This is a genomic window from Microvirga sp. HBU67558 (assembly GCF_018069605.1).
GTDB classification, from domain to species: Bacteria; Pseudomonadota; Alphaproteobacteria; order Rhizobiales; family Beijerinckiaceae; genus Microvirga; species Microvirga terrae.
In genome coordinates this window covers 37,098-63,802 of the sequence record NZ_JAGPUP010000555.1, presented here as the reverse complement: position 1 = coordinate 63,802, position 26,705 = coordinate 37,098, and the positions used below count along the sequence as shown (strand labels likewise).

At 65.7% G+C, this 26,705-nt stretch carries 27 protein-coding genes; 10 read left to right on the top strand and 17 right to left on the bottom strand.

Going from position 1 to position 26,705, the window contains the following annotated elements; translation table 11 throughout:
* The first annotated feature begins 69 nt into the window (after positions 1-69).
* The gene (locus tag KBI52_RS26425; RefSeq protein ID WP_210812261.1) at positions 70-2,499 is read left to right on the top strand and encodes a hypothetical protein; all 2,430 of its coding nucleotides are present in this window, start codon (positions 70-72) and stop codon (positions 2,497-2,499) included.
* A 249-nt stretch (positions 2,500-2,748) separates the two neighbouring features.
* Here KBI52_RS26425 and KBI52_RS26420 read toward each other — a convergent pair whose 3' ends face one another.
* The 4 genes from KBI52_RS26420 to ilvD all read right to left on the bottom strand — a co-directional run bounded on the left by KBI52_RS26420 (position 2,749) and on the right by ilvD (position 6,996).
* Entirely contained in the window at positions 2,749-4,242 is a 1,494-nt protein-coding gene (locus tag KBI52_RS26420) for a sensor domain-containing diguanylate cyclase (protein WP_210812260.1), read from the bottom strand.
* Between the two features lie 25 nt (positions 4,243-4,267).
* The gene (gene sugE, locus KBI52_RS26415; RefSeq protein ID WP_210812259.1) at positions 4,268-4,585 is read right to left on the bottom strand and encodes a quaternary ammonium compound efflux SMR transporter SugE; all 318 of its coding nucleotides are present in this window, start codon (positions 4,583-4,585) and stop codon (positions 4,268-4,270) included.
* A 138-nt stretch (positions 4,586-4,723) separates the two neighbouring features.
* Positions 4,724-5,023 carry a hypothetical protein gene (locus tag KBI52_RS26410; RefSeq protein WP_173948842.1) on the bottom strand — a complete coding sequence of 100 codons (300 nt, stop codon included), beginning with the start codon at positions 5,021-5,023 and terminating at the stop codon, positions 4,724-4,726.
* A gap of 143 nt (positions 5,024-5,166) precedes the next feature.
* Entirely contained in the window at positions 5,167-6,996 is a 1,830-nt protein-coding gene (gene ilvD / locus KBI52_RS26405) for a dihydroxy-acid dehydratase (protein WP_173948843.1), read from the bottom strand.
* A 410-nt stretch (positions 6,997-7,406) separates the two neighbouring features.
* Here ilvD and KBI52_RS26400 point away from each other — a divergent pair, with 410 nt between their 5' ends.
* Positions 7,407-7,643: a hypothetical protein gene (locus KBI52_RS26400; RefSeq protein ID WP_173948844.1), complete on the top strand. Its 237-nt coding sequence runs from the start codon at positions 7,407-7,409 to the stop codon at positions 7,641-7,643.
* On the opposite strand, the gene KBI52_RS26395 is transcribed toward KBI52_RS26400, so the two are convergent.
* Complete coding sequence (locus tag KBI52_RS26395; protein WP_173948845.1) at positions 7,640-8,077, bottom strand: YqaA family protein; 438 nt, start codon at positions 8,075-8,077, stop codon at positions 7,640-7,642. The genes KBI52_RS26400 and KBI52_RS26395 overlap by 4 nt on opposite strands.
* 164 nt (positions 8,078-8,241) lie before the next feature.
* Complete coding sequence (locus KBI52_RS26390; RefSeq protein ID WP_173948846.1) at positions 8,242-8,712, bottom strand: aminoacyl-tRNA deacylase; 471 nt, start codon at positions 8,710-8,712, stop codon at positions 8,242-8,244.
* A gap of 447 nt (positions 8,713-9,159) precedes the next feature.
* On the opposite strand from KBI52_RS26390, the gene KBI52_RS26385 reads away from it, so the two are divergent.
* The 3 genes from KBI52_RS26385 to KBI52_RS26375 all read left to right on the top strand — a co-directional run bounded on the left by KBI52_RS26385 (position 9,160) and on the right by KBI52_RS26375 (position 11,718).
* Positions 9,160-10,338: an NAD(P)/FAD-dependent oxidoreductase gene (locus KBI52_RS26385; protein ID WP_210812258.1), complete on the top strand. Its 1,179-nt coding sequence runs from the start codon at positions 9,160-9,162 to the stop codon at positions 10,336-10,338.
* A gap of 92 nt (positions 10,339-10,430) precedes the next feature.
* Positions 10,431-10,676: a hypothetical protein gene (locus tag KBI52_RS26380; protein ID WP_173948848.1), complete on the top strand. Its 246-nt coding sequence runs from the start codon at positions 10,431-10,433 to the stop codon at positions 10,674-10,676.
* Between the two features lie 112 nt (positions 10,677-10,788).
* Positions 10,789-11,718: a D-alanyl-D-alanine carboxypeptidase family protein gene (locus KBI52_RS26375; protein ID WP_210812257.1), complete on the top strand. Its 930-nt coding sequence runs from the start codon at positions 10,789-10,791 to the stop codon at positions 11,716-11,718.
* 66 nt (positions 11,719-11,784) lie between these two features.
* Here the strand turns inward: KBI52_RS26375 and KBI52_RS26370 are convergent, their stop codons facing one another.
* Both KBI52_RS26370 and kynA read right to left on the bottom strand, forming a co-directional pair.
* Complete coding sequence (locus KBI52_RS26370; protein WP_173948850.1) at positions 11,785-12,978, bottom strand: aminotransferase class V-fold PLP-dependent enzyme; 1,194 nt, start codon at positions 12,976-12,978, stop codon at positions 11,785-11,787.
* 15 nt (positions 12,979-12,993) lie between these two features.
* Positions 12,994-13,824, bottom strand: a complete 831-nt coding sequence (gene kynA, locus KBI52_RS26365) for a tryptophan 2,3-dioxygenase (protein WP_173948851.1) — start codon at positions 13,822-13,824, stop codon at positions 12,994-12,996.
* 169 nt (positions 13,825-13,993) lie between these two features.
* On the opposite strand from kynA, the gene KBI52_RS26360 reads away from it, so the two are divergent.
* Positions 13,994-14,236, top strand: coding sequence for a DUF3297 family protein (locus KBI52_RS26360; RefSeq protein ID WP_173948852.1), 243 nt, complete (start codon positions 13,994-13,996; stop codon positions 14,234-14,236).
* Between the two features lie 179 nt (positions 14,237-14,415).
* Entirely contained in the window at positions 14,416-14,673 is a 258-nt protein-coding gene (locus tag KBI52_RS26355; protein WP_173948853.1) for a hypothetical protein, read from the top strand.
* 29 nt (positions 14,674-14,702) lie between these two features.
* On the opposite strand, the gene KBI52_RS26350 is transcribed toward KBI52_RS26355, so the two are convergent.
* The 5 genes from KBI52_RS26350 to KBI52_RS26330 all read right to left on the bottom strand — a co-directional run bounded on the left by KBI52_RS26350 (position 14,703) and on the right by KBI52_RS26330 (position 20,492).
* Positions 14,703-16,106, bottom strand: coding sequence for a virulence factor family protein (locus tag KBI52_RS26350; RefSeq protein WP_173948854.1), 1,404 nt, complete (start codon positions 16,104-16,106; stop codon positions 14,703-14,705).
* Positions 16,103-18,763 (bottom strand): bifunctional lysylphosphatidylglycerol flippase/synthetase MprF, encoded by a 2,661-nt coding sequence (mprF, locus tag KBI52_RS26345; RefSeq protein WP_210812256.1) that lies wholly within the window; start codon positions 18,761-18,763, stop codon positions 16,103-16,105. Before mprF ends, KBI52_RS26350 begins: the two co-directional genes overlap by 4 nt.
* 135 nt (positions 18,764-18,898) lie before the next feature.
* Positions 18,899-19,252, bottom strand: coding sequence for a hypothetical protein (locus KBI52_RS26340; protein ID WP_173948856.1), 354 nt, complete (start codon positions 19,250-19,252; stop codon positions 18,899-18,901).
* A 445-nt stretch (positions 19,253-19,697) separates the two neighbouring features.
* Positions 19,698-19,964 carry a hypothetical protein gene (locus KBI52_RS26335; protein WP_173948857.1) on the bottom strand — a complete coding sequence of 89 codons (267 nt, stop codon included), beginning with the start codon at positions 19,962-19,964 and terminating at the stop codon, positions 19,698-19,700.
* Positions 19,965-20,078: 114 nt separating this feature from the next.
* Complete coding sequence (locus tag KBI52_RS26330; RefSeq protein ID WP_210812255.1) at positions 20,079-20,492, bottom strand: response regulator; 414 nt, start codon at positions 20,490-20,492, stop codon at positions 20,079-20,081.
* A gap of 202 nt (positions 20,493-20,694) precedes the next feature.
* On the opposite strand from KBI52_RS26330, the gene KBI52_RS26325 reads away from it, so the two are divergent.
* Entirely contained in the window at positions 20,695-21,006 is a 312-nt protein-coding gene (locus KBI52_RS26325; RefSeq protein ID WP_210812254.1) for a hypothetical protein, read from the top strand.
* 25 nt (positions 21,007-21,031) lie between these two features.
* Here the strand turns inward: KBI52_RS26325 and ampC are convergent, their stop codons facing one another.
* The gene (gene ampC, locus KBI52_RS26320; protein WP_210812278.1) at positions 21,032-22,183 is read right to left on the bottom strand and encodes a class C beta-lactamase; all 1,152 of its coding nucleotides are present in this window, start codon (positions 22,181-22,183) and stop codon (positions 21,032-21,034) included.
* A 229-nt stretch (positions 22,184-22,412) separates the two neighbouring features.
* Between ampC and KBI52_RS26315 the strand changes: the two genes are divergently transcribed.
* On the top strand, positions 22,413-22,709 hold the full coding sequence (locus tag KBI52_RS26315; protein ID WP_173948861.1) for a hypothetical protein: 297 nt from the start codon (positions 22,413-22,415) through the stop codon (positions 22,707-22,709).
* 30 nt (positions 22,710-22,739) lie between these two features.
* Here the strand turns inward: KBI52_RS26315 and KBI52_RS26310 are convergent, their stop codons facing one another.
* From KBI52_RS26310 to KBI52_RS26300, 3 genes are read right to left on the bottom strand one after another with little or no spacing between them, the layout of a single operon-like run.
* Complete coding sequence (locus KBI52_RS26310; protein ID WP_210812253.1) at positions 22,740-23,510, bottom strand: ABC transporter ATP-binding protein; 771 nt, start codon at positions 23,508-23,510, stop codon at positions 22,740-22,742.
* Positions 23,504-24,544 carry a FecCD family ABC transporter permease gene (locus KBI52_RS26305; protein WP_371823215.1) on the bottom strand — a complete coding sequence of 347 codons (1,041 nt, stop codon included), beginning with the start codon at positions 24,542-24,544 and terminating at the stop codon, positions 23,504-23,506. Before KBI52_RS26305 ends, KBI52_RS26310 begins: the two co-directional genes overlap by 7 nt.
* Before the next feature lie 28 nt (positions 24,545-24,572).
* Positions 24,573-25,709 (bottom strand): ABC transporter substrate-binding protein, encoded by a 1,137-nt coding sequence (locus KBI52_RS26300; RefSeq protein WP_210812251.1) that lies wholly within the window; start codon positions 25,707-25,709, stop codon positions 24,573-24,575.
* Positions 25,710-25,918: 209 nt separating this feature from the next.
* Between KBI52_RS26300 and KBI52_RS26295 the strand changes: the two genes are divergently transcribed.
* The gene (locus KBI52_RS26295) at positions 25,919-26,701 is read left to right on the top strand and encodes a class I SAM-dependent methyltransferase (protein WP_210812250.1); all 783 of its coding nucleotides are present in this window, start codon (positions 25,919-25,921) and stop codon (positions 26,699-26,701) included.
* Positions 26,702-26,705 lie beyond the last annotated feature (4 nt).

Genomic DNA, 26,705 nt, shown 5'->3' with positions numbered 1-26,705 from the left:
GAACGGTCCCTGCCCAGGAACTATGCCAAGTCTCCTCGTCAGGACCGAACCCGGAAGAGGAGATGAACGATGGCCGGTCCGCAGATACTCAATTTTGGTTTTACGTCTATTCTTCGCGAGCCCGGGGAAACGGTTTTCATCGATCGAGGAACCGACGCGGTCGTTGTGGAAGGAGACCATCCCATCCGGTTCCTCGATGTTTACTTCGGCTCCCACGAGGTAACCGATGTTCTCGGTGTTCGCACTGCAGCGGGGGAGGTCGAGTTCCCGGACGGTCTCGAGACGGGCGAGAAGATCGTCGTTGCAGGCGTCGAAATCGGATTTGTCTCTTATGCCGATCAGGACCTCCTCCAATTCGAGTTCAATGACGATGCAACAGCCGAGCGGGTTCAAACTCTCGTCCGCTCGCTGACATACACCGACGAATCGACCGAAACCGGTTTCTCGAATACCCGGTACCTGACGGTTGCCCTGACCGACAGCAACAACCTTTATGCTCAGTTCGAGCTCACTGTCGGCGACAGCATCCAGGGAACGGCCGGGGACGACGTTTTCATGGCCGGCGAGGATGCGATCGGCTCAGGCGACGAACTGGATGGGGGAGCGGGCAACGATACCCTCAGCCTGACTGGCGGATATTACCGCCTTGATTCCATGAACAAGTTCACGAGTGTTGAAACCCTCGAAGGCTCGTCGACTGATGACTTGATCATCATCGGAAGTGAGCAGCTGGAGGATCTTCGGCGGATCGATGGAAAGGGCAGTGGAGCCGGAGGCGACAGGCTCTTCATCGACGGCATGGATGTCGATCTGACCGGCAAGACGATTTCGGGCTTCGACATCCATCTGCGATCCGACCATGCCGAGATCACGGTTGATACCTTCGATCTGGCGCAGCACGTCTACGGTTATGCCACGGCCGCTGACACGCTGATCTTGAAATCCGGAACGCTCACCGATCCCGAACGGCTGATCCTGCATCGGCATGGAATCGATACGATTACGGCAGGCGGCCGAACGACGACGCATCATGCCCCTGAGCTGACGGCCTTCGGCGAAGCCGCAATCCACGCGGAACGGGGAAAGCTGACCTTTCTCGACACGGGCCGAAACGCCGGTCTCAGCGCCGATGACGGCCTCATCAGAACGCTCAGTGTTTTTCTTCCCGGAGCTGACCAGAACGACCGATTGGGGATCGATGCGTCGAACGGAATTTCGCTCGTCGGCTCCCCTTCATCCGGACAGAAGCTCTTTGTCGATGGAACCCATATCGGCGAGTTCTACGACAACGACATCTCCATCAGCGTCTATTTCAACGGGAATGCGACGCCCGAGCGAGTGCAAAAGGTCATCCAGTCTCTGACCTACCGCAACGATGGCGAGGGTGGGGCAGGCACACGCTCGCTCTTCGTCATCCTTGATGATCCCGGCCGCCGCGAAAAGATCGTGCAACTTGACATCGATCTTGCGGCAACCGTGCCACCCGAGCCGAACCAGCGGCCGACGGATATCGTGCTTCAGGGCTCGTCCGTTCTCGAACTGGCGGCGAACGGCAGCAAGGTGGGCGACCTCTCGGCCACGGACGCCCCCGGCAGCACCTTCACGTTCCAGATCCTCAAGGCGGACGGGACCTGGGGAACGACGGATGGGCGCTTCACGATCGAAGGCAGCCAGCTCAAGGTGGCGAACGGCCTCCTGCTCGACTACGAGCAGGCCCGGTCCCACACGATCAAGATCAAGGTCACCGACGGCGGAGGTCTCAGCTTCGAGAAGGATGTCGTCGTCGCGGTCGGCGACGTGAACCCTGAGAACGCCGTCGGGTCGGCCGGGAGCGACTCGCTCGTCGGCGGTTTCGGGGACGATGTCCTGAACGGCATGGCCGGCGCTGACGTCCTGACGGGAGGCGCCGGGAACGACACCTACCATGTCGACAACGCAGGTGATCGCGTGATCGAGATGTCCAACGGCGGTGCGGCCGACGAGGTCGTCGCCAGCATCGGCTATACCCTGGCCGATCACGTGGAGAATCTCACGGCCAGCGGCCGGGACGCCATCAGCCTGACCGGCAACGCTCTCTCCAACCGGATCAAGGGCAACGCCGCCGGCAACGCCATCAGCGGCGGCAAGGGCGACGACACGCTCTTCGGCGGGGCAGGCAACGACACGCTCGCCGGCGGCGACGGGAAGGACGTGTTCGTGTTCGACACCGCCCCGGCGAAGTCGGGCAACAAGGACAAGATCATCGGCTGGAACGCCAAGCACGACACGATCCAGCTCGAGAATGCCGTCTTCAAGGCCCTGAAGAAGACCGGCGGGCTCAGCAAGGCTTACTTCGTCAAGGCCGCCAAGGCGCTCGACGGCAATGATCACGTCGGCTACGACGCCAGGACGGGCAACCTGTGGTACGACCCCAACGGCAGCAAGGCCGGGGGCCATGTCGTCTTCGCCCATATCGGGGCGCACAAGGCCATCGCGGCCAACGACTTCCTGGTCATCTGACGCTCAATCCCGTCATGGCCGGGCCCGGACTTGATCCGGGGAGCAGTCCCGGCCGTCCCGATACGGAAGAGCGCCGCGTTTCAGACGATCGGGATCACCGGCACGAGGCCGGTGATGACGGGGAGAGGAGTAGCAAGGTCAGCCGCGAGCCCGACATCCAGTATCGCACCCTGCTCGTCATGGCCGGCATGGGGCCGATGATGAGGTCAGGGGGATGCGCAACCGCTCGACGAGGATTCGTGCTCGTTCTCAGGCGGCCTTGGCGGTCGCGACGCGGTTGCGGCCAGCCTGCTTGGCCTTGTAGAGCGCGTCGTCCGCGAGGGCGATCAGGTCCGCCGGACCGATCCGGGTCCGGTCCAGGCTCGGAATGCGGGTCGCGCTGCCGATGCTGACCGTGAGAATCCGGGACGGGAAGCTGGCCTCGTGGCGCACGCGAAGCGCCTCGACCTTCGCCCGGATGTCCTCGGCCACGAGGGCCGCGCCGTCCTCGTCCAGATCCGGCAGGAGGACCACGAGCTCCTCGCCGCCGTAGCGGGCCGCCAGATCGCCGGGCCTGCGGGCCGCGCTGGCCACCGCCCGGGCGAGGGTGCGCAGGCATTCGTCGCCGGCCTGGTGCCCGTAGATGTCGTTGTAGGCCTTGAACTGGTCCACGTCGATGAGCAGCAGGGAAACCGGCGACTTCTCCCGCGACGCGCGGAGCCATTCGGTCTCGAGCTGCTTGTCGAACATGCGCCGGTTGGCCAGTCCCGTCAGGCCGTCGGTGACCGCCAGCACGGAGAGCTCGGCCTCCGTCTCCTCGCGCCGGCGCAGCTCCGCCGCCAGGGCCCAGCCGAGCGTGGCCAGCGTGCCCACGAGCAGGCTGATGACCACGCCGCGGAAAATGAATTCCCGGTTCCAGCTCGCCAGAGCCTCGTCCCGGCCCACGGACGCGAGGACCCCGATGGGGAAGACGTGGTTGCGGTGGTAGCCGCCCATGCGGGCCACGTTGTCGAACGGGGAGACGTAGTCGTAGGAGCCCGAGCCCCGCTTTTCCTTGAAGAGCGGATCGCTCGAGATGCTCGATCCGATGGCGCGCTCGATGTAGGGGGAGCGCGACAGGACCGTCCCGTCCCGGTGAATGAGCGTGATGCTGCCCTGCGTGCCGACATCGAAGCGGCCGAAGAAATTGGCGAAATAACGCGGCGGAATGCTGGCCTGGACGACGCCCCCGAAGCTGCCGTCCGGCTTGTCGATGCGGCGGGACAGGGTCAGAACCCAGTCTCCGCCGAGGGGATCGCGGATCAGGGGCCCCAGGAACCAGTCGCTGCTGGTGGATTCCCTGTGGTGCCGGAAAAAAGCCTGGTCCTCCACGTTCACCTTGCCCCGGTGCCCGGGCAGGGAGCTCGTCAGGAGGAAACCGTCGTTCTCATAGACCGACAGCGCCTTGATGCGCTGCAGGGATTGCACCCGCTCGACCAGGAAGGTGTCCAGCCTCTTGACCGCGTTGGGAAGGACGCCGCCCATCTCGACCCGGTCGACCACGTCCACCAGAAGCGCGTCCGCCACCTCGAAGGTATCCTCGGCATGCTGGACGAGCGATTTGGCGAGATTCACCGTCTCGGCGCTGATCCGGGCGGTTTCCTGCTCGCGCTCGCTCCAGTCGCGCCAGCCCTCGAGGCCGACGATCACGAGGCAGACCACGGCCACGAAGGCCTTGAGCCCTCGTGCCGCCGATTTCGGCCTGATGTGAGCGAATGCAGTCATGAGGCCCGCACCATAACCGCCGAGGCTAGCCTGAGGCTAACTTGAGGCCGAGGATTCCGGCCACGATCAGCCCGATGCAGACGAGGCGCATGGCGGTGGCGGGCTCGTTGAAGAGGATGATGCCGAGAATGGCCGTTCCGACCGTGCCGATCCCGGTCCAGACCGCATAGCCGGTCCCGACGGGGAGGGTTTTCAGCGCGATTCCGAGCAGCAGCACGCTGATGATCATGCTCACGGCCGTGAGAACGGACGGGACCGGGCGGGTGAAGCCATCCGTGTATTTCAGGCCGATCGCCCAGCCGATTTCGAACAAGCCGGCAAGAGCGAGCCAAGTCCATGCCATGACAGGACCTCCGTCATTGGCAGGGCCGTCCCCACCGGAGTCATGAAGGTGCGAGGTCGTCCTCACCTCTCCGAATATAGAGGGTCGGGAAAACCTTCTCAATACGATCCAGGCGCGGCCAAAGTGCTGTCTGCCGGCTTAGTTACCGGTCTCTTCCGACGGCTGGCCGGAGCGGCCGAGGGATGCCAGGGGATTGAAGGGAGCGTAGATCTGGTGCTTCCACGAGTCGCCGCAATTGATGCAGATCGACCGGATCATGTGGTCGCTCTGTTCGAGCCGCCTGAGCAGCCTCTCCTGCCGGGCCGTCGCTTCGTTGGCCTCGGCCTCGTAGCCCGAGGGCCGGACGGTCAGCTGCAGGGCGTTGCCGTCCGGCGCCTCCTGGGCGAAGCCGGAGCCGGCCAGGAGAAGGAGGCTGACGGTCAGGGCGAGGCGGGTCATTCAGGATCCTGCGGCTGATTTGGGTCTCTCCCCACAGGACTCCAGGAGACAGTGTTTCGTCAAGGCTCGAATGCCCGCCCGGGACCTTTGGCAGCGCCGGATTCATCCGGCGCCGCTTTCGTCAGGAACGCGGCCGGTTCGCGTCAGATCTGCCGGACCGCGCCCTTGGCCGCGCTGGTGGCAAGCATCGCGTAGGCCTTGAGGGCCGCCGAGACCTTGCGTTTGCGGGGAGCGGCAGGGTGCCAGCCCTTCGCCTGCTGGGCGGCGCGGCGGCGATCCAGCTCGGCCTCGTCGACGGCGAGACTGATGCGGCGGTTCGGGATGTCGATCTCGATCCGGTCGCCGTCCTGGACGAGCCCGATGGTGCCGCCCTCGGCGGCTTCCGGCGAAACGTGGCCGATGGACAGGCCCGAGGTGCCGCCGGAGAAGCGACCGTCGGTGATGAGCGCGCAGGCTTTACCCAGTCCCTTCGACTTCAGGTAGCTCGTGGGGTAGAGCATCTCCTGCATGCCGGGGCCGCCGCGCGGACCCTCGTAGCGGATCACCACCACGTCGCCGGCCTGCACCTTGCCGTTCAGGATGCCGCTCACCGCGTCGTCCTGGCTTTCGAACACGACGGCGGGGCCGGAGAACACCAGGATGCTCTCGTCGACGCCGGCCGTTTTCACGATGCAACCGTCGAGGGCGAGATTGCCCGACAGGACCGCGAGGCCGCCGTCCTGCGAGAAGGCGTGGTCCTTGTCGCGGATCGTCCCGGCGGCCCGGTCCGTGTCGACGCTGTCGTAGCGGCTCTCCTGGCTGAACGCGACCTGGGTCGGCACGCCGCCGGGCGCGGCGCTGAAGAACTCGTGCACGGCGTGGCTGTTGGTGCGGCGCACGTCCCACCGGTCGAGGGCCGTTTTCAGGGATTCGGAATGAACCGTCGGCACCGAGGTGTCGAGGAGGCCGGCGCGGTCGAGCTCGCCCAGGATGCCCATGATGCCGCCGGCCCGGTGTACGTCCTCCATGTGGACGTTGGCGACGGCGGGCGCGACCTTGCAGAGCACCGGCACGCGGCGCGACAGGCGGTCGATATCCGCCATGGTGAAGTCTACCTCCGCCTCGTGGGCGGCGGCCAGCAGGTGCAGCACCGTGTTGCTCGACCCGCCCATGGCGATGTCGAGGGTCATGGCGTTCTCGAAGGCCGCGAAGGAGGCGATCGCGCGCGGCAGCACGCTGGCGTCGTCCTGTTCGTAATGGCGGCGGGCGAGGTCGACGATCAGGTGGCCGGCCTCGACGAAGAGGCGGCGGCGGTCGGCGTGGGTGGCGAGCGTCGAGCCGTTGCCGGGAAGCGACAGGCCTAGCGCCTCCGTGAGGCAGTTCATGGAATTGGCCGTGAACATGCCCGAGCACGAGCCGCAGGTGGGGCAGGCGGAGCGCTCGATGACCTTGATGTCCTCGTCCGCCACCTTATCGTCGGCGGCCGCCACCATGGCGTCCACGAGGTCGAGCTTCTTGGTCACGCCATTGAGCACGACCTTGCCGGCCTCCATCGGGCCGCCGGAAACGAACACCACCGGGATGTTGAGCCGCAGGGCGGCCATCAGCATGCCGGGCGTGATCTTGTCGCAGTTGGAGATGCACACCATGGCGTCGGCGCAATGGGCGTTGACCATGTATTCCACGGAATCGGCGATCAGCTCCCGCGAGGGCAGGGAGTAGAGCATGCCATCATGGCCCATGGCGATGCCGTCGTCCACCGCGATGGTGTTGAACTCCTTGGCGACGCCGCCGGCCTTCTCGATCTCACGCGCCACGAGCTGGCCCAGGTCCTTGAGGTGGACGTGGCCCGGCACGAACTGGGTGAAGGAGTTCACCACCGCAATGATCGGCTTGCCGAAGTCGGAATCCTTCATTCCGGTCGCCCGCCAGAGGCCGCGGGCCCCTGCCATGTTGCGGCCGTGGGTGGTGGTGCGAGAACGATAGGCTGGCATGGTTTCCCCTCGAGCATTGGACCCAAAAGTCGTTGCACTTTTGGGATCGATCCGATGCTCCATCCCTTAAGCGGCGCATCATGGCCCACGACCCTCCGGGTCTGCACGACGCGCTGAACTTTGCGGCCTTGTTCGACTGAAATTGCGTAACTTGCAAGGAAAATTGCCATTCCTTGTGGTCGCGCCTGCTTTCCCGCAATGGAATTGCTGAGGCTTGGCGGTTCGTCCGTGATGGCCAGGCCTGTCCCGGCCATCCCGATCGGAAGAGCGCAGCGCCTCCGGGAGCGGGATCACCCGTGCAGGGCCGGTGATGACGTCGAGGGGCCTTCTGCCGATCACCAGGCTGCAACGCCTTGAGCCCGAAGAACGTTGTCCTGCTCAAATCCACACGAACGAGGCAGGACCGCGCCATGCTGAGCAAAGCCGAACTGGATGCCCCGGCCCATCTGCAATACGAACCGATCGGCACGGCCGGCCAAGGCCATCCGAGCGACGTGCGGGAATTCGCCACCCTTCGCGAGGCCGTTCACTGGGCCATGAACAACGAGCCGCCGGCCGGCATGGAGGCGGTCATCCGCGCCGCCTCCGGGGCCGTACTGGGGCCGCGGCACCTGGAGGAGATCTGGTCGAGCCTGCAGGGGCCTTAAATCCAGCCCAGGCTCAGGGCGCCGACGGCGAGATAGCGCCCCGTCTTGGCGAGGGCCACGAGCGGGATGAAGACCCGCAGGGGCTCGCGCATCACGCCCGCCACAATGGTGAGCGGGTCGCCGACGACAGGCAGCCAGCTCAGGAGCAGCGTCCAGCGCCCGTAGCGGTGATACCACCCCTCGGCCTTCGCCATCTGCCGGCGCTTCACCGGAAACCAGGCCCGATCCTCGAAGCGGGCGAAGAACCGTCCCAGGAACCAGTTCACGACGGACCCCAGGATGTTGCCCACGCTCGCCACGGCAATCAGGAGCCACCAGGGATAGTGCTCGGCCACCAGCATGGCGAAGAGCACGGCCTCCGACTGGAACGGGAAGATGGTGGCCGAGAGAAAGGCCGCGGCGAACAGGCCGCCGTATTCGGCAAGATGGGACATGGGGCGGAGCGGTGGGACCGGATGAAGGGAACACAGGATTTCAGGCCCCGCGCCGGGGCCTGAACGACAGGCGATCTATCACGGTTCCATCGTGCCGCCGAGCCGAGCCGAGCCGAGCCGCATGACGCGGACCGGCGATCAGGCTTCAGACCTCCCGGCCGAGGCTACATCCGGTCGCTGAACGTGCCGTGCTGGGCCCGCGGGTTGAGGCGCGCGAAGTCGTCGCCCTTCACGTGGACCAGGGTGGCGTGATCACCGCCTTCGAAATAGATGTCGGGCTGGCGTTCCACGCTGTCCTCGACGATGACGTCGAGGCCGTAGCACGTGCCGACGGGCGGAATGGCTCCGCGATCGCAGTCGCGGAACACCTCGACGATCTCGTCCTCCGAGGCCAGGCGCAACTCCTGGCCAAGCTCCGTCTTGAGATCGGACAGGCGCAGGTGGTGCGAGGCCGGCAGAACGGCCAGCATGTAGCTCTGACCATTGCTGAGCATGATGCCCTTGGCGAGCCGGTCCCCCGGCACATGCCCCGCATGGGCCGTGCCGAGCGACGTCATCGCCGGTTCGTGCGCGATCAGATCGTAGCTGATGCCTTGATCGGACATGTAGCGTTGAAGGGTGGGTGCGATCGTCATGACAACCTCCTGTGAGACGAGGACGCTCGCATGCCGGGAGGACGGCTCAACTGACACACCGTCGCTTCGGGCAGCGCGGTTGCTTTGAAACATCCCGATGGTACACCCCGGACCCATCGGCTTCAATCGATTGGGCGCTGCGGCCGCAAACATTGCCCGGCGAAGGGGCGCTCACCTGACCGACAATATCGCGTTATCACCGGCGTTGTGCCGGTGATCCCGATCATGGAAGCGCCCCGCTTCATACGACCGGGGTGACCGGGACAAGCCCGGCCATGACGTGAGAGGCCGTGGGGAGGTCGTGGGGAGGCTATGCGCTGATACTAGCACCCCTACTTGCGCCCCGTCCCGAGGTTTACTACCAACGGCACCATCTCGTTTCCACGCCAACCCTCCGTGCCAATTCCAAGCGGTGGCGCCGAGACATCTCTTTCAGGAAGACTTCTCTTGGATCAGTTCGACGTTGTGGTGATCGGCGCCGGGGCTGCCGGGATGATGTGCGCGGCGGAGGCCGGCAAGCGCGGCCGTTCCGTGCTCGTCCTCGACCATGCGGCCAAGCCCGGCGAAAAGATCCGCATTTCCGGCGGCGGCCGCTGCAACTTTACCAATCTCAACGCCGCCCCGGCCAACTTCATCTCGCGCAATCCGAGCTTCGCCATCTCGGCCCTGCGCCGCTATACGCAGCGCGACTTCATCGCTCTCGTGGAGCGCTACGGCATCGCCTATCATGAGAAGACCCTGGGCCAGCTCTTCTGCGACGGCTCGTCGAAGCAGATCGTCGATCTGCTCCTGAACGAGATGCGTCGGGCGAACACGGAGCTGCGGCTCTCGACCTCCGTCGACACCGTCGAGAAGACGCCGGATGGGTTTGCGCTCACGCTTTCGCAAGGCGCGGTGCGATGCCGGTCTCTCGTGGTCGCCACGGGCGGAAAGTCCATTCCGAAGATGGGCGCCACCGGGTTCGGCTACGATCTCGCGCAGCAATTCGGCCTGCCCATCGTCGAGACGCGGCCGGCCCTCGTGCCGCTCACCCTGGAGCCGTCGATGCTTGAGCGCCTCGCGCCCCTGGCGGGCGTCGCGGTTGACGCGGTGGCGGGCTGCGGGAAGACCACCTTCGCCGAGGCGCTGCTCTTCACTCATCGCGGCCTGAGCGGACCGGCGATCCTTCAGATCTCCTCGTATTGGCGCGAGGGCGACGAGATTGTGCTGTCCATGCTGCCGGGCGTCGATCTGTTCGAGGAACTGCGCGAGGCACGCGCGCAGAATGGCCGGCAGGCGCTTCAGACCGCTCTGTCCGCCTTCCTGCCCAAGCGCTTGGCCCAGCTGATCGCCGAAGCCGAGAAGGGACCAGCCAACCTAGCCGATTATTCCGACAAGAGGCTCAGGGCCATTGCCGAGACCATCAACCGCTGGCGCTTCAAGCCAGCCGGCTCGGAAGGCTACCGGACGGCCGAGGTGACGCTCGGGGGCGTCGACACGCGCCACCTCGATTCCCGGACCATGGAAGCCAAGGCGGTGCCCGGTCTCTACTTCATCGGCGAGGTGGTGGACGTCACCGGCTGGCTGGGCGGGTACAATTTCCAATGGGCGTGGTCGTCCGGCTGGTGCGCCGGGCAGGCGGCCTGACCGCGTGGGGGGTGAGCCATCCCCGTCCGCCTGTGTTCTCCCCCGGGCCTGTGCTATGCTCTCGGGGGTCGAACTCCATCGGGGAGGGGCGCATGCATTCGGGCATGGTCCTCATCTGGATCGGTGCGCTGCTCATCGTGGCCGGGATCGTGCTCGCGGCCGGTCAGGTGCTCTGGAAGGGGCGCCTGAGCGACCCTCATCGCATGGGCTCGACCGAGGGAGGCGCCACCCTGGAACCGCGGGAGCGGGCGCGTTCCCTGCATCCCAAGCATCATTGGCCCAGCATCGCCCTTGTGGCGCTCGGCATCGTGCTCATGCTGGCCGAAGCGGCCGTGTGACGGTTCCGCCCGCGGCCTCGAACCGGCGGTGCGCATCTCGAAAGGGGTAGAGCGGGGCAGTTTTTGCCCGGTTGCGCTTGCCTCAGGCCACGGTTCGGGCAACGATCCGGCCATGAAGCCGCTCTCGCTCCTCCTGGCTGCCGGCCTTCTCCTGATGCCTGCCGGCGTCGGCGCCTCTCCCATGTTGCTGGTGGACGCGTCCACGGGCGACGTTCTCGCCGCCCAGGAGGCGACCCGCTCCTGGCATCCAGCATCGCTCACCAAGATGATGACGGCGCATCTCGCCCTCTCGGCCGTGCGCGCGGGCCAGGTCGGCATGGACACGTCCGTGGTCATGAGCGCGAAGGCAGCGTCCCAGGCGCCCACGAAGCTCGGCATCCCGCCGGGCACGTCCCTGAGGCTCGAGGACGCGATCACGGTCATGATGGTCAAGAGCGCCAACGACGTCACCTTCGCGGTCGCGGAGGCCATCGGCGGCAGCGAGGAGGCGTTCGTGGCCGCCATGAACGCGGAGGCGCGGCGCCTCGGCATGACCGGGACCCGGTTCGCCAACCCGACCGGTCTGCACGACGACCGTCAGGTGACCAATGCGCGGGACATGGCCGTGCTCATGATGGTGCTCCTGAGCTACCACGGCGACCACATGGACCTGCTCAGGACGCCCTCCATCACCGTCAACGGCCGGATGCTCAAGAACACCAACAAGCTGGTGGAGGATTACGCGGGTCTCGAGGCCTCGAAGACCGGCTTCGTCTGCGCCTCCGGGTTCAACGTGGCCGTCTCGGCCCTGCGTGGAGACAGGCGCGTCATCGGGGTGGTGCTCGGATCGCCGAGCGCCGCGACCCGGACACTGGTCATGCGGGACCTTCTTAACACCGGCCTGTCGGAAGGAGCGAGCCCCGTCGGCAATCTGCGCACCATGAAGGCCGCAGGACCGGCGCCGGCCGCGGATCTGCGACGTCTCAAATGCGGTCGGCAGGATCCGGCCCGCCTGGAGGCGCGGGCCGCCGCGAAACGTGCCGAGGTTCAGCCGCTCCGCTGACGATCAGCGCATTGTGCGGCCCTTTGGGTCCGCGACGAACGATGCGCCGCTTAAGGGATCGATGCTCTAGGCGGCCGACGGCCTGTCGATGGGCAGTGATTCCAGCGCGCCGGCCTCGTCGATGCGGCGCACGAGATCGTCCACTTCCTCTTCCGTCTGATAGATGCCGAAGCCGACGCGCAGGCGCTGGCCGCGGACGTCGGTCACCACGCGCAGCTCCGAGAGGTCGCGATGGATCGTCTGCGCTTCGGGCGTCTGGAAGGTGAGGAAGTTGCCGCGCCGCGTCTCGTCCGCCGGCACCACGAGCGACGCGCGCTCGAACAGGGCCGACGCCTCGATGCGGCGCAGGAAGTGCTGCTGCAGCGCCTTCGCGTGGGCGTGAATGATGCCCGGCGTGATGCCCTCGTCCGCGAGCCAGCGCATCACCGCGTTGAAGCGGTAGAGGCCTGAGGGATCGAAGGTGGCACCCATGAATCGCCAGCCGTCGTCGCTGTAGCCGACTTGGCCGCCCTGCGCGTTGGTGAGGTTGCCGAAGGCCGCGTACCAACCGGTGTCGCGCGGGCGCAGGCCCCATCCGGGCGGGCAATGCATGAAGCACGCGCCTTCGCCGGCCATCGCGTATTTGTACCCTCCGGCCATGTAGAACACGCGCTCCGCGATGCCGCCGAGATCCGTCGGCCTCGCCATGAAGCCGTGATAGCCGTCGATTACGATCATGGCCCCGTCGCAGGCGCATTCGGCGAGCCTGCGACCGTCCGGCGCGAAGCCGGAATTGAAGAAGACCTGGCTGACGAACACGAGATCGTAGCCGTCCTGGGCGGCCGTGAAGAATCGGTCCTCGAAGGTCGTGAAGGGCTCCGCCGGCACGCGCGTGACGGCCACGATCCGCTCCTCCTCCAGCCGGGCGATCTGGCGCGTGAAGGAGTGGAATTCGCCGTCGGAGGTCAGGATCCGGACCGGGCGGTCCACCGGGAAGCAGGAGAGGATGCGCTTAAGGAATTCGTGGGTGTTGGGCGCCACCGCGATGGTCGACGGATCGGGCAGGTTGAGGTGCGAGGCCACGTGGCCGCGATATTCGTCGAGGACCGGGCCCAGGACATGCTCCCACTTGTCGTCGATAAGGCGGGCCGCATCGTCCCAGGCCTGGAGCTGCGCGTCGCGCGTCACGTCGGGCCAGGGATGATGGCTGTGGGCCGAGAAGTGCAGGCGGTCCGGTTCGGTGTTGAGGAAGCGGGAGAAATGCTGGCGAAGATCAAGCATGGCGCATCCCCTCCGTCAAAGCCTGCCGCGCACGGACCAGAGTTCGGGAAAGAAGTAGCGCTCGAGCGCCTTGCGCAGGTAGGTCACGCCGCTGCTGCCGCCCGTGCCGCTGCGCATGCCGATGATGCGCTCCACCGTCTTCATGTGCCGGAAACGCCATTGCTGGAAGGCATCCTCCAGGTCGACCAGTTCCTCGGCGAGTTCGTAGAGATCGAAATGCTCGCCCGCATGGCGGTAGATCTCCTCCCAGGCGGCTTCCACGCCCGCACTGGCCGCATACGGCTGCGTCACGTCGCGATCGAGCACCTCGGCCGGGATCGCGTAGCCGCGCCGGGCCAGGAGGCGCAGGGCCTCGTCGTAGAGGCTCGGCGCCCGGTAGGCGGCCTCGAGCTGCTCGGCCAAGTCGCCCCGGTGGCGGTGCGGCGCCATCTTGGCCGCGTCCTTGGCGCCGAGCTTGAACTCCACCAGCCGGTACTGCCAGGACTGGAACCCGGAGGACTTCCCGAGCGCCGGCCGGAAGCTCAGGTAATCGGACGGGGTCATGGTGGAGAGCACCGTCCAGGCCTGGATCAGCTGCTCCTGGATCCGGTTGATGCGCGCGGTGCATTTGAAGGCGGGCTGGAGCTCGTCGGCCCGGATATGCGCCAGGGCGGTATCGAGTTCCCGGTTGAGAAGCTTCAGCCAGAGCTCCATCACCTGATGGATGGTGATGAAGAGGAGTTCGTCGTGCTCGGCCGTCAGGGGAGATTGGGCGGAGAGGAGGGTGTCGAGCCGGAGATAGTCCCCATAGCTCATGCCGTCTGAAAAATCGGTGTGAATCCCGTCTGTCGCTGCGGACAACGCCATCTCCCTGATCTGCCTCCGCTTTGCTGCGGATTATTACGTTACCTTAGATGAATTCTACGAAAGTAGGACATTGCATCGGGCTTGTCACGTCGGGTCAGTCGGAATTGGCATTCCGTCCCCGACGGAGTAGGTTGCCGCCCGAACGATCCATCGCCGGAAAGAACCCCGCATGACTGACACCCTTCCCGACCGCCTGTCCTCGAACCCGAACAGCCCCTATTACGACGAGGAGCTGCTCGCGAAGGGGGTGGGAATCCGCTTCAACGGGGCCGAGAAGACCAATGTGGACGAGTATTGCGTCAGCGAGGGCTGGGTTCGCGTGACCGCCGGCAATGCCAAGGACCGCTTCGGCAATCCCATGACCATCAAGCTCAAGGGCAAGGTCGAGCCCTATCTCCAGACGAACGAGTGATGCCGGCCGTCGCCCTCGTCCCCTTGCGGCGCGTTGCCGCTGAGGCTCGGCCGTATCGGCCATGCCGGTGGGGTAGGGTGGCGCGAGCGCGGATCCAGGATAAGCTTGCCGCTTGGGGGATCCTCGGGAGGGGCTGAGCCAGGATGGTCGCTGGTCGGCGACGGACAACATTCGCAATCGTGGGCTGGCTCCTCGGCGCGCCGGCCTTGGCGCATGGCTGGTATCCGACATGGTGCTGCAGCGATCACGATTGCCGCGAACTGGCGCAGGCCAGAGGCGAGACCGTGACGGAGACCGAGGAGGGTTGGCGGCTCTGGGACGGGCGCCTCGTCGGTCGCGACGAGGCCAAGATGTCCCCGGATGGAAAGTTCCACATCTGCGAGGAGCCGACGACCCACGCGATCATCTGCTTCTTCGCCCCGCAGGGTTCGTCCTGACGGCCGGCTGATACGGGGCGTGCCGTCGTTTATGGGATCGGTTTGAGCCGCCCCCAGATCGCTTCCGCGGCCTTGGCGTAGTCGCCGTCGAAATGATGGCCGCCGTCCAGTTCGATCCGTTGCGTGTCGCCGAGTTCGGGCGCCGTGCAGGAGGTCTCGTTGTCCTCTGCCTCCTCCTTGCCGTAGATGCACTGCGTCCTGTCGAGAGGCAATTGATGGAGGAGAGGGGTCAAGGGCCGGCTCTCTGCTGAGGCCGCGCCGATGAAACCCTCCACGGTCACCTCGAAATCCGCGTTGGTGCCGAGCGCCAGGAGCGACACGAGACCGATCCGGTCTCTGATCGCCTTCGGCAGTTCCGGCCACACGTCGGGCATGATGTCGGAGCCGAACGAGAACCCGACGATCGCGTAGCGGTCGGTCCCGAATTCCGCACCGTAATGGTCGAACAGCAGGCCGAGATCGGCGGCCACGTCCTTCGGGCTCTTCTTGGACCAGAAGTAGCGCAGCGAATCGAGCCCCACGACGGCGATGCCCTTCTGCGCGAGCCATTCGCCGATGGACTTGTCGATGTCCCGCCAGCCGCCGTCTCCCGAGATGATGATGGCGAGACCTTTCGCCGGCCCCTCGGGGGCGATCACTGAGACCGGCAGCTGCGAGTGGCCGCGCTCGCCGGTCTTGCCCAGTTCGACCGCGCTGTCGACCAGGGCATCGCGAGTGGCGGCGTCATCCTCGGCCGGCACGAAGGCGACCTCGTCGCCGTCGCCCTGGAAGGCCTCGACGGCCTGACGCTCGCGCTCCGGTGCGATGGCCCGCCACGGCGCGGGCAGATCCGGCACCCGGCGCAGGGCGAAGAAGCCGTCGCCCGCAGGTTCGAGCTTGGGATCGAAGCAATAGGTCCTGTCGGTTCTCAACAGGGGCCTGAACCCGATCCCGATGGCCCCCCCGAGGGTGTTGGCCGGAGCCTGCGCGAGGGCCGCATAGGCGAAGGCGGCTCCGTCGCCCCGTCCGGCGATCACCGGGAAGAAGTATCGCTGCAGTCCGAGCTTGCGCTGCACCGCCTGGGCGAGATCCTTCAGGTCGTCCGACACGTAGTGGCACTCGTCCTCGGGCGGCGACTTGGCGAAATCCGCGCGCAGGGCGTCGAAGTTGAAGGAGACCGCCACCAGCCCGGCCTTCGCCAGGGCCAGGGCGTCCTCGCGGCGCGCCAGCGCATCGGCTTCATCGGCTACCAGGATGACCAGGCCCCTCGAGGGACGATCCTCCGCCCGGACGATGTCGACGGGGCCGAAGCCCTCGACGTCGATGGTCGTGGTGGAGACGGTTGGCGGCGTCAGGGCCGACCATGCGGAACGGCCGAGCAGCACGCTTCCGAACATCAGAGCGACGACGGACGCCACGATGGTCAGGTTCTGGATATGCTTGAACGCCCTCATGATCTCGCCCCCTTGCTGATGGATTTGATCGGGCTTCCCGAAATCAGGTTGCTCACGTCGAGCAGGATCTGCGGCAGCGCCCAGCCGCCCGGGCTCGCGAGATAGCGCGGCTCCCAGGCGGGGCCGAACTTCTCCTTGTAGGCCCTCAATCCCTTGAAGCAGTAGAAGCGCTCCCCGTTGCGCGCCACGAAGGCAGCGACCTTGTGCCAGCTCGGGGCCAGGCGATGCTCGGACAGGCCCGAGAGCGGCGCCATGCCGAGGTTGAACCAACGGTAGCCGCGCGCCTTGCCCTCCTGCATGAGGCTGACGAAGAGCAGGTCCATGATTCCGGAGATGCCCGGAAGATAGCGCATGAGATCGATGGTGATCTCGCCCCCGGGCTGGCCGTACCAGATGTTCGCGAAGGCCACGATGCGGCGGTCGCGGCGGATCACGGCCACGTCGAAATACGACAGGTAGCGCTCCGACCAGAAGCCGATCGAGAAGCCCTTCTCGCCGGCGCCGCGCCCGGCGAGCCAGGCATCCGAGACGCTCTTGAGTTCGGCGAGATGGCCAGGTACCTCGGCAGCCGGGATGATGGCGAATTCTAGGTTCTCCCGCTTGGCGCGGTTGAGCGCCGCACGCCAGTCCTTGCCGGCCTTGCCCTCCGTCGTGAAGGTTTCGAGATCCACATGCGCTTCCTCGCCGAGCTTCACGAGGGACAGCCCGCCGTCGAGATAGAGCGGCAGGTGAGTCGGGCTGACCTGATAGAACACGGGCCAACCCGCATGCCGGTCCACCTCCTCGAGGAACTGCCACATGACGTCGGCGGCATGTTCGGGCTTGCCGATGGGGTCGCCCATGGCGATCCAGCTCTTGCCGCGCACGGCATACATGAGGAAGGCTTCGCCCGAGGGGTGGAAGAGGAAGCGCTTGTCTTCGAGGAGGGCGAGATGCGCGTCCGCGCGTTCGGCGCAGGCGAGTGCGGGCGCGAGCGCGTCAGGCTTCAGGGGCTCCACGCGGCGCGCATCGGGATGACGATGGATCATCGCGTAGAGCGATAGGGCGGCCCCGATGATGATGGCCCCGAGGCTGCTGCGCAGGAAGCGGGACGCATCGTCGTGCCAGTTGAACTGCCACCACAGGTCATGGCTGTAGTCGACGTCCTGGAAGGCCGTGAACCCGAGCCAGAGGGAGCAGCCGAGAATGAAGGCCACGGCCACGAGCCAGCGCGGCTCCAGCGGTTCGGCGAAGATCCCGGCCTTGCGGTAGAAGGCCGAGCGGTGGGTCAGAAGCAGGGTGAGAACGGCCCCGAGAACAAGCGCCTCCTCCCAATCGAAGCCTTTGGCCAGCGACACCACGATGCCGGCCCCGATGACGACGACCGACAGGGTCCAGGCACTGGCAAGGCGGCGCATCAGGCCGCGAGACAGGATGAGGAGCACGACGCCCGCCGTGCTGCCGACGAGGTGCGAGACCTCGGCGAAGGGCAGGGGCACCAGAAGCCGCAGGGCCCGCACGCGCGAGTAATCGTTGGGAAGCGCGCCGGACGTGAGCAGCACGAGACCGCCGATGAAGGTGAGAATGGCCAGCGCGGCCGGCACGAAGGGCAGCACGAGACGCCGGACGCGCCGCGCCGCGAGGGTGAGTTTCGCATCCGAGCGCCGCACCTCGTGGGCCAGGAACAGTGCCACGGCGAACAGGAACGGAATCAGCGTGTAGGTGAGCCGCCAGACGAGGACGGCCGAGAGCAGCTCGGCTGCCGGAGCCTGCGGAAAGGCCAGCAGGATGGCCGCCTCGAAGGCGCCGAGCCCGGCCGGCACGTGACTGACCACGGCCAGCAGGATGGCGCTCGCGAAAACGGCCGCGAAGACAGGAAAGCCGATGCCGAGATCGGCCGGGAGAAGCACCCACAGGGCTGCGGCGGCCGCGCAGATGTCCGTCAGGCCGAGGCCGATCTGGACGAGCGCCGCTCCGCCGCCCGGCACGCGGATCTGCATCCGGCCCCGTCCGATCTCCCGTCCGCTCCCGCGGCTCCAGGCCAAGTAAGCCGCAAGGCCGGCCAGCAGTGCGATCCCGAGGCTGCAGTTGAGACCTGTGGGCAGATGGTCGAGGGCGGCGAGGGCCTGCGGCTCGAGAGCGGCGCTCAGCCCGAGCACCCCGGCCATCCCGACCCACAGGGTCATGGCGGCGACGGCGGTGAGCTTGGCGACCTCGCTCAGGCTCAGACCCGCCCCGCCATAGATCCGCCAGCGCACGGCGCCCGCCGTGACGAGCGGAAAGCCCAGGGTATGGCCGATGGCGTAGCTCGTGAAGGACCCAAGCGCGACGGTCCTGAGCGGCACCGTCTTCTCGGTGGCGGCACGGACGCCGAAGGCATCATACCCGATGAGGGCCCCATAGCTGACGGCGGCAAGGAGCAGGGAGATTCCGATAAGTGGGACCGGTGTGCTGAGGGCACTGGCGGCCACAGTCGCGAGATCGAGCCCGGACACAAGCCGCATGAGCAAGGCTGCGAGGGCCCCGCATCCTGCCAGGGCGAGAGCCGGCATCATCCAGCGCAGGAACCAAGGGCGCCGGTGAGGAGGGGTGACCTCAGCGGCCGGGGCCATCCCGGGCGTCTGCTGCGCCTCGGCGGCGGGACACGCCTCGGCTGTGCGAAGAGCGGTGGTGGGCATGGGAGATCTCGCCTGAGTGGTCTTTCGGCGCCGTCAATCGGGCGCCTGGGTGCTTTGAACCGCGTCAAAGCATGAGCAGGGGTGTGCCGCGACAGGGGCACACGGGAGCGCGGCGCACGACGGCGCCGCGAAAGCTCAGACGAAGGGAGGACCGGTCGGGGGAGCGGCGCAGGGCCGGTGCGAGGGTGGGGCGTTCGGATAGGCGATGCAGCCTGTCCTGATCAGGCGGGCATGATCGATCACGACCGTGGGGGTGACGCCCGGCAGGATGGAGCCCGGGGCATCGTCGCCACCCGGCACGGCCTGGAGGTCTGCCAGGACGCGTTCCGGCGATTCGACGATATCGCCGGGAAGAGCCAGCGCGGTCTCGGCCGCGCCGAGACGATCCCGGTCATCGATCAGGCACGGCTTCGCCTGCGCGGTTCCTGCCATGAGCAGGAGCGCCAGCAGGGACTGGGCAAGCGCCAGAAGGATGCGGTGCGGGATCACGGAAAATCGCCTTAACGCCGGTGCGATCATCTCACAGGAAACCTGAATGCTTCCTGATTATGGCGGAAGCAAGTGGAGCCTCGAACAGGTGGAGGCTCCGGCCCCAAAAAGAAAGCGCCCGCGTTCGGGGCGCTTCAAGGTCCGACCCGTAGGGGCAAATAATCAGGTCGGTGAACCTATCTATTCAGGGAGTAGTTTGGCCAAATTGTGACGGTCCGTGACACGAATGAGGCGTGTCAATAGAATATCTGCGCTATTCTGACGCTTCAGACCGTTCATTTGCGAACTATTTGCCCTTGATCGATCATCTCATATGATTTAATCCGAGCAAACCGTAGGGGCAAATACGGTTCGAAGGGTCGCGAACACGGTCGTTAAAGACTGGGCGCGGCCCTTTTCTTTTCTTTTTATTTCTAGGAGCCGGCTCTTTTAGGAGTCCTGTCCGTCATCGGGGCTTGGTACGGGCTTCCTGCAGCCGCTCCATGGTGGCCTTGATCTCATCGACCGCTTTTGGCCCCCGGATGCCAGCCACCCCGCGGTCGACCGTCTTCCCGTTCTCGTCTTTCCGCCCGTTGAAGAAGACATCCCGCTCCTGCTTGGACATTTTCAGGACGGTCCGGGCTTCGGTCTCGATCCGCCATTCCTCGGACCAAGTGCTGACGGGTTCGCCGGTGAACTCGGAGACGGCTTTGGTGTCGCGGGAATAGGTCATCCTGTCGGTATGCCGGACAGGGGTAACGAGATCGTTAACGCACGAGAGAGGCAGAAGGGCCCGCGTCCGGGCTCCGGCGCAACGGTGCCGCACGGCGCTGGGCCGCCGGAGCGATCAGGCCGCCTTCGCGCTCGGAAACGGCACAACCCGCGGCGTATCCGGGCTTGTGAGAACCTGCAGAGCCTCGAGCACTCTGACCGGAGCCGCAGGAGGGACGAAGACCGCGCGTGCCGACGACATCCGGGCTGGATCGAGGGATGTGATCAGCAGCGCGGGCCGATCGGGATGAAGCCGCTCATACTCGTCTTTCAGGATGAAGCCGCAGACGAGTCCCGGCAGGTCCAACTTGCTCACGAGCCAGTCGATCTCGTCACCCTGCTGGCACAGGATCAGCAGCGCGCGCTCTCCATTGGGGACGGCTGTCACGTCGTATCCGCCCGCTCGAAGAAGATGAGTGACGAGCTCGCGGGCGATAGCGTCATCGTCGACGACAAGGACCATCGCCTTGGAACGGGAATCGGAAACCATAGCGGTCTTCCCTGGATGATCGACGATTGTCCGCCACGGCCGATTAACATCGTGTTAATCGCGGCCGCTCCTTCGAGGGATCGTCCCAAAGGGTTGTAGCCGCAGTCTCGAGGCCACAACCCCCGCAATGGCCACGCTGAAACGCGGCGCTGCCTTCACCGTTGTCATGGCGGAGTCTTCTTCGACATGTGGAGAGCAGGTCATGCGTGTTTCTGATCTCAAGTTCGCGGCTGCCGCGCTGCTTCTGACGGTCCCGACCCTGGCAAGCGCGGAGGAGGGCGGCGCCGCGGCCGGCGCAATCGCCGGCGGCACGGCCGGAGCCGTGGTGGGCGGGCCTGTCGGCGCGGGCATCGGCGGCATCGCCGGTGGCGCCGCATCCGGTCCCGACCGGAAGGACGTGATCATCGAGCACCGCGACGTGGGGGCGACCGGCAGCACCGGATGCTCGACAACGACGCAGCAGAAGACGAACGAGTTCGGCGACACCACGACGAAACAGAAAACCGAGTGCTAGCTCGCCCTCTCTTGTTTGGCGCGGCCTATTCCGTCAGGCTCGAGAGCACCTGGTGGGCTGCCTCCACCCGGGCCTCGTTGGGATAGGCCTTGTTCGCCAGCATGACGATCCCGACCCTCCTGCCCGGAACGAAGGCCGCATAGGCCCCGAACCCGAGGGTCGACCCGGTCTTGTTGACGATTACGTCCTGCTGCGGCGCTATGGGCGGGTCGATCGCGACTGCCGGATGGACCTTCTGGTTCATCGTGTTGCCGGCGATGAAGGTGTCGAGGGCGACCGGATAGGGATATTGCTCCCACACGAGATCCTGGATCAGTCCGCCGGAGCGGAAATAGCCGGTCTGCGTCGCACGAAGTGCCTGGGCGAGTTTCTCCGGAACCGGGCCGATACTCATGTTCGCCTCAAGGAAGCGGAGCATGTCGACCGCGTTCGACTTCACGCCATAGGCCTCTGCCGCGAGGGGAGCGTCCGACACGCGGACGGGCTTGCCGTCGCGATTGTAGCCCCAGGCATAGGACGCCATCTCCGCCGCGGGAACGTCGATGAAGGTGCGCTGCAGGCCGAGATCGCGGAACAGCCGTCCCGCCAGGATCTCGAAGCTTGCGTCCATGGCGCGGGCGGTCGCCAGGCCGAGAAGGCCGATGCTCGGATTGGCGTAGCTGCGCTGGGTGCCGGGGGCGGCTTTCGGTTTCCATGCACGGTAATAGGCAGTGAGTTGCTTCTGATCCTTCACGGCTGCCGGCAACTGAAGGGGAAAGCCGCCCGCCGTATGCGTCGCGAGGTCGAGGAGCCGCACCTGATCGAGAGCGCTGCCCTTCAGTTCCGGCATGTGCCGGCTGACGGGGTCGGTCAGTGACAGCCGGCCTTCGACCGCCGCGAGGGTCGCCAGGGTGGCGGTGAACGTCTTGCTGATCGATCCGAGCTCGAAGAGCGTCTCTCGCGTGACAGGAACACGAGGATCCTTCGAGGCCACGCCGTAATCCATGAAGTGGCGCCTGCCGTCGACCGTCACCGCGACGGCCAGTCCAGGGATGCCGAAGCGTTCGATCACCGGCTTCACCGCCGCGTCGACGGCCTGGCGCACCTTCGCGTCCCGATCGGAGCCGGCGGCTAAGGCGGGGGACAGGGTCAGGACGGAGGCCATAAAAGCACCCGCAAGCCTGGAATAACGTCGCATCGGCACGGACATCTCCTTTCGATTCGGCAGGCGCGCCTGCGATGAGGACAGGTTCGGGCAGATGCCCGGAATGGCGAGCGAAATGACCCTGTAGGGTAAAGAAGCCGTTATGACGGTTCAGACGGCACGCACCTGTCTTTCAACAAAGAACGCGTCGCCGCCTGAAGAAAGTCTTTGCTTTGCTGCCGACATCTTGAGATCTCTTCTTGCCCTCTCCTGGAGCCCGACAATGCGCCTCGTGGTCATCGCCTCTGTTCTGACAATCGGTTTCGCCTGCCAGGCCGCAGCCCAAACCAGCCCTGCGACGTCCGCCGACGCGGTGACCGCGACACGCTCGGAGATGCGCGAGTTGATCGAGGCCGTGCAGGCGACCGCGAAAGCGTCCCGCGAGAATGTCGATCATGCCCGTGTCGTGCCTGACCTGCTGTACCAGATCCTGACGAAGCTCGATAAGATCGAGGACAAGCTCGACAAGGTCGAGACGACCCTGAAGGAGACTCAGGCTTCCGCTTCCAGGAAGCGCTGAGAGCGGCTATCGTGCCGGGACGGTGCTGCCTCAGGCCCGCCCAAGCGGCCCGTCGATGATCACGTGCGGGGATTGGCGCGAGCAGCGCTCGATGCGGCCTTCCACCCGGTAGATGGTCTGGAGCAGAGCCGGGGTGATTACCGATTCCACCGGCCCGCAGGAGACCATCGTGCCGGCATCGATCACCATCACCCGGTCGGCCACCCGCAGGACCTGATTGAGATCGTGGATGGCCAGGATGACGCAGATTCCGCGATCCCTCGCGAGCGTGCGGATCAGGGCCAGCACCTCCACCTGCCGGTGCAGGTCGAGGGCGCTCGTGGGCTCGTCGAGGAGCAGGATCTTCGGGTCGCGTACCAGCACCTGAGCGAGCGAGACCAGCTGGCGCTGACCGCCGCTGAGTTCGTGCAGGCCCTTGAAGGAGATAGGCTCGATCTGCAGGTCGTAGAGGATGCGGTCGACCTCATGAAGATCGTCGTCCGTCACCTTGCGGCCGGCGCCCTGCTTGCGGGCGAGCAGCACCGATTCGTAGACGGTCAGCACCGTGTTCACCGACGTGTCCTGCGGCATGTAGCAGACATGGCCCGGGTCGGGCCGGAGCGCCCCGTCGCCGATGCGGATGGTGCCGGGGCCGTCGAGGAGGCCCGCGATGCGCCGGAACAGGCTCGACTTGCCGGCGGCGTTCGGCCCGATCACGGCCGTGACCTCGCCGCCCTTCAGCACCGGCGTGGTGACGCCCGAAAGCACCTCCTGCTTGCCGTAGCGCACGCCGACATCGGTGAGTTGCAGGGTCGCTACCATGAGCGCCTCCGGCTGGACATGATCAGGCTGAAGAGGAACGGCACACCCACGAGAGCCGTGATGATGCCGATAGGAAAGATCGTTCCCGGCACGATGGACTTGCTGATGACGGACGTCAGCGACAGGATCGCCGCGCCCGACAGCACGGAGGCGGGCAGGAAATAGCGCTGATCCTCGCCCACCAGCATGCGGGCGATGTGCGGACCGACAAGGCCGATGAACCCGATGGTGCCGACGAAGGCGACCGGCACGGCGGCGAGCAGGCTGATGATCATCATCGTCTCGAGGCGCAGCCAGCGCACGTTGACCCCGAAGCTCGCAGCCTTGTCGTCGCCGAGACGAAGCGCCGTGAGCGCCCAGGCGCGGCGCATGAAGAGCGGGAGGGAGATCGCCACCACGGCCGTGGTGATGGCCAGCTTCGGCCATGTGGCGCGGGTGAGGCTGCCCATGGTCCAGAACACCACGGCGGCGAGCGCCTGCTCGGAGGCGAGATACTGCACCAGCGCGAGGAGCGCGTTGAAGGTGAAGACCAGGGTGATGCCGAGCAGCACGATGGTCTCGACCGTGACGCCGCGCCTCTGGCTCATGAAATGGATGAACAGAGCCGCCGCCATGGCCATGAGAAGCGCGTTGATCGACACCACGTAGTCGATGGCCCAGGGCAGGATGCCGACGCCGAACACGAGGGCGATCGAGGCGCCGAAGCTCGCCGCCGCCGAGATGCCCAGCGTGAAGGGGCTGGCGAGCGGGTTGTTGAGGATCGTCTGCATCTGCGCGCCCGCGGCCGACAGGGCTGCCCCCACCACGACCGCCATCAGTGCCACCGGCATGCGGATGTCCCAGATCACCACGCTGGTCTGCAGCGAGACGTCGGGGGAGCCCATCAGCGCCAGCACGACCTCACGCATGGAATAGCGCGCCGGTCCCAGGCCGGGATCGGCGATCACCGAGAGGACGAGGACAAGGCCGAGCGCAAGAAGCACGAGCTTCTTGCGCTGGACGAGGACGCGGTAGGCTCCGCGCCCCTGCGGCATGGCGATGGCGGGCGAGTGGGCCAAGGGCCTATTCCTTGTCAGCGAGGGAGACCCAATAGCCGGTCTTGTAAGGGACGGGCAGGAAGCGCTCGTAGAGCGTCTTCATGGTGGTCTCGGGATCGAGGTCCTTGAACAGGTCCGGGTGCAGCCACTTGGCCATGGCCTGGATGGCGATGAACTGGTAGGGGCTGTTGTAGAACTGGTGCCAGATGGCGTGGACCTGGTTGTCGCGCACGGCTTTCACGCCCGTATAGGAGGGGCGCTTCATCAGCGCGGCGAGCTTTTCCCGGGCCTTGGCCTTGTCTGCGCCGGAGCCGACGCCCACCCAGGCGCCGCCCGGAACGTAGAGTTCCCAGTTCGAGCCCGTGACGATGACCTGATCCGGATTGGCCGCGATGATCTGCTCCGGGTTCACCACGCCGAAGGTGCCCGGAATGATCTTGGCCGCGAGGTTCTGCCCGCCTGCGACCTCCACGAACTTGCCGAAGTTCTCGTTGCCGAAGGACATGCAGCAATCGTCGGAATAGCCGGCTGCGCGCTCCACCATCACGACGGGCTTCGGCGGATTCGCCTTGGAGAGGCGATCGGTTACGAGATCGATCTGCGCCTTGCAGAACGCGATGAACTCCTCCGCGCGCGCCTCCTTGCCGAACAGCTTTCCGATGAGGCGCATGCTGGCATCGGTGTTCTCGAAAGGCTTCTCGCGGAAGTCCACGAAGACGACCGGAATGTCGATCTTGGCGAGCTTCTCGATGAGCTTGGCGTCGTCGGTGGCGGTCTTGGCCTCGATGTTGAGGAGGATCACGTCGGGCTTGAGGGAGACGGCCTGCTCCACGTCGAAGGTGCCCTCCTTGAAGCCGCCGAAGGTGGGGATTTTGTCGATCTGCGGATACTTGGCCAGGTAGTCCTTGTAGCCGTCGAGATCCGCCTTCTGCAGATCGTCGCGCCACCCGACCACGCGCTTGAACGGCTGATCGGTGTCGAGCGTCGCCACGAAGTACATCTGGCGTCCCTCGCCGAGGATGACCTTCTCGACCGGCGCCTTCACTTCGACCTGGCGGCCGGTGATGTCGGTCACCTTGATCCTGTCGGCGGCTTGAGAGGAGATGGGCAGAAGCCCGACAAGCGCCAGGGCGGCGCCGAAGATCAGCTTGGAGAGTTGCATGACGCGCCTCGCATCTTGAGGAAAGCGCGCATTTCCTATGTCTCGAATAGTTGCCGTGCAAGGAATATCTTTTAGAATTGCTATAAGGAATGAAAGTATTCGCCTAGTTTATAATCGTTCTATTCTACAGTTTATAATGATTATAGTTTGACGGTTCCAAAAATTCTGCCTAGAGGAGCGCGGAATTCACCTGCGTTCGTGAGCCTTCAATGAACTCGAACTACACTCTCCGAGACGAGATCCGCGACTACTGGTCCCTGCGTGCGCCGACCTTCGACGAGCAGGTCGGGCACGAGATCTTCTCGGAAGAGGAACGGCAGGCATGGCGCGATCTCTTCCTGCGCCATCTCGGTCCCGGCGAGGGCCGAAAGGCCCTCGATCTCGCCAGCGGCACGGGCGTGATCTCCCATCTGCTGCATGGCCTCGGCTTTACCGTCACGGGTCTCGACTGGTCGGACGCGATGCTGAACCAGGCCCGCGCCAAGGCGGCCAAGCGCGGAGCCGACATCCGCTTCGTCATGGGCGACGCCGAACGCACCCTGGAGCAGCCGGAGAGCTATGACGTGCTCGTCACGCGTCATCTTGTCTGGACGCTGGTCGATCCCAAGGCCGCCTTCCGGGAGTGGCATTCCCTGCTCAAGCCCGGCGGATGCCTGCTCGTCGTCGATGGCGATTTCGTCTCGGATACGATCGTCAAACGCGTGATCCGCTTCGTCGAGAAGCTCGTACCGGGGCTCGCCGGGGCTCCGCATGCGCCCAATGCCATGCGCGAGACCCACGAGCGCATCCTGAGCCGCGTGTACTTCTCAAAGGGAGCGCAGGCACAGGAGGTCGCGGGGCTTCTGCGCGAGGCGGGGTTCGCCCGGGCGATCATCGACCGCGACCTCAAGCCGATCCACCGGGCCCAGGCGAAGAACCTGCCGCTGCTCAAGGGGCTCGAGCGCGCGACGCAGCATCGCTACGCGGTTCTCGCCGTGAAAGCCTCAACCTGAAAAG

Excerpts from the sequence above, each read along its gene's own strand:
- KBI52_RS26425 (WP_210812261.1), top strand. The coding sequence starts at position 70 with ATGGCCGGTCCGCAGATACTCAATTTTGGTTTTACGTCTATTCTTCGC.
- KBI52_RS26420 (WP_210812260.1), bottom strand. The coding sequence starts at position 4,242 with ATGACTGCATTCGCTCACATCAGGCCGAAATCGGCGGCACGAGGGCTC.
- sugE (WP_210812259.1), bottom strand. The coding sequence starts at position 4,585 with ATGGCATGGACTTGGCTCGCTCTTGCCGGCTTGTTCGAAATCGGCTGG.
- KBI52_RS26410 (WP_173948842.1), bottom strand. The coding sequence starts at position 5,023 with ATGACCCGCCTCGCCCTGACCGTCAGCCTCCTTCTCCTGGCCGGCTCC.
- ilvD (WP_173948843.1), bottom strand. The coding sequence starts at position 6,996 with ATGCCAGCCTATCGTTCTCGCACCACCACCCACGGCCGCAACATGGCA.
- KBI52_RS26400 (WP_173948844.1), top strand. The coding sequence starts at position 7,407 with ATGCTGAGCAAAGCCGAACTGGATGCCCCGGCCCATCTGCAATACGAA.
- KBI52_RS26395 (WP_173948845.1), bottom strand. The coding sequence starts at position 8,077 with ATGTCCCATCTTGCCGAATACGGCGGCCTGTTCGCCGCGGCCTTTCTC.
- KBI52_RS26390 (WP_173948846.1), bottom strand. The coding sequence starts at position 8,712 with ATGACGATCGCACCCACCCTTCAACGCTACATGTCCGATCAAGGCATC.
- KBI52_RS26380 (WP_173948848.1), top strand. The coding sequence starts at position 10,431 with ATGCATTCGGGCATGGTCCTCATCTGGATCGGTGCGCTGCTCATCGTG.
- KBI52_RS26375 (WP_210812257.1), top strand. The coding sequence starts at position 10,789 with ATGAAGCCGCTCTCGCTCCTCCTGGCTGCCGGCCTTCTCCTGATGCCT.
- KBI52_RS26370 (WP_173948850.1), bottom strand. The coding sequence starts at position 12,978 with ATGCTTGATCTTCGCCAGCATTTCTCCCGCTTCCTCAACACCGAACCG.
- kynA (WP_173948851.1), bottom strand. The coding sequence starts at position 13,824 with ATGGCGTTGTCCGCAGCGACAGACGGGATTCACACCGATTTTTCAGAC.
- KBI52_RS26360 (WP_173948852.1), top strand. The coding sequence starts at position 13,994 with ATGACTGACACCCTTCCCGACCGCCTGTCCTCGAACCCGAACAGCCCC.
- KBI52_RS26350 (WP_173948854.1), bottom strand. The coding sequence starts at position 16,106 with ATGAGGGCGTTCAAGCATATCCAGAACCTGACCATCGTGGCGTCCGTC.
- mprF (WP_210812256.1), bottom strand. The coding sequence starts at position 18,763 with ATGCCCACCACCGCTCTTCGCACAGCCGAGGCGTGTCCCGCCGCCGAG.
- KBI52_RS26335 (WP_173948857.1), bottom strand. The coding sequence starts at position 19,964 with ATGACCTATTCCCGCGACACCAAAGCCGTCTCCGAGTTCACCGGCGAA.
- KBI52_RS26330 (WP_210812255.1), bottom strand. The coding sequence starts at position 20,492 with ATGGTTTCCGATTCCCGTTCCAAGGCGATGGTCCTTGTCGTCGACGAT.
- KBI52_RS26325 (WP_210812254.1), top strand. The coding sequence starts at position 20,695 with ATGCGTGTTTCTGATCTCAAGTTCGCGGCTGCCGCGCTGCTTCTGACG.
- ampC (WP_210812278.1), bottom strand. The coding sequence starts at position 22,183 with ATGCGACGTTATTCCAGGCTTGCGGGTGCTTTTATGGCCTCCGTCCTG.
- KBI52_RS26315 (WP_173948861.1), top strand. The coding sequence starts at position 22,413 with ATGCGCCTCGTGGTCATCGCCTCTGTTCTGACAATCGGTTTCGCCTGC.
- KBI52_RS26310 (WP_210812253.1), bottom strand. The coding sequence starts at position 23,510 with ATGGTAGCGACCCTGCAACTCACCGATGTCGGCGTGCGCTACGGCAAG.
- KBI52_RS26305 (WP_371823215.1), bottom strand. The coding sequence starts at position 24,544 with ATGCCGCAGGGGCGCGGAGCCTACCGCGTCCTCGTCCAGCGCAAGAAG.
- KBI52_RS26300 (WP_210812251.1), bottom strand. The coding sequence starts at position 25,709 with ATGCAACTCTCCAAGCTGATCTTCGGCGCCGCCCTGGCGCTTGTCGGG.
- KBI52_RS26295 (WP_210812250.1), top strand. The coding sequence starts at position 25,919 with ATGAACTCGAACTACACTCTCCGAGACGAGATCCGCGACTACTGGTCC.